Below are 551 nucleotides of genomic sequence, written 5' to 3'. Positions count from 1 at the left end.
TTGAATGAGTTTGAAGAGATAGACTTTTAAATCAGTTTTCCAGATTATTTTGCCTTCAGTTTTTAAAAAAGCTGAAAGTAAAAGCAAAATTTGCTTGGCGACCATAGCATTGTGGACCCACCTGATTCCATGCCGAACTCAGAAGTGAAACACAATAGCGCCGATGGTAGTGTGGGGCTTCCCCATGTGAGAGTAGGACATCGCCAGGCTTTAAATTTGAACACTTGTCAGCGACGACAAGTATTCCACTGCGGAGTGGTAGTTCAGTTGGTTAGAATACCGGCCTGTCACGCCGGGGGTCGCGGGTTCGAGTCCCGTCCACTCCGCCACTTATTCAGAGTTTCAGCTCTTTAAAACTGAAAATAGGGGTGTAGCTCCAATTGGCAGAGCAGCGGATTCCAAATCCGCGTGTTGGGAGTTCGAATCTCTCCACCCCTGCCATATTTAAGGCTCTAGCAGAAATGCTAGAGCCTTTTTTGCATCTGTTGCTTCTACGAAGCAATGTTGGGAGTTGGATCGCCAGCCCGGTATTATACCAATCCGGAAAATTA

General features: G+C 46.5%; 2 tRNA genes and 1 rRNA gene. All 3 read left to right on the top strand.

The features are described 5' to 3' along the window. Positions 1-93: 93 nt before the first annotated feature. The 3 genes from rrf (at position 94) to AB4154_RS22075 (ending at position 441) form a co-directional block, all read left to right on the top strand. Positions 94-209, top strand: a 5S ribosomal RNA gene (rrf, locus tag AB4154_RS22085). A 43-nt stretch (positions 210-252) separates the two neighbouring features. Beyond that, positions 253-329 (top strand) — tRNA-Asp (locus tag AB4154_RS22080). A gap of 35 nt (positions 330-364) precedes the next feature. Next, positions 365-441: transfer RNA gene (locus tag AB4154_RS22075), tRNA-Trp, on the top strand. Positions 442-551 lie beyond the last annotated feature (110 nt).

Source organism: Vibrio sp. 10N.286.51.B11 (assembly GCF_041469245.1).
Lineage (GTDB): Bacteria > Pseudomonadota > Gammaproteobacteria > Enterobacterales > Vibrionaceae > Vibrio > Vibrio crassostreae_C.
The sequence above is the reverse complement of the archived record's forward strand: the minus strand, read 5'-3'. Positions and strand labels throughout refer to the sequence as shown.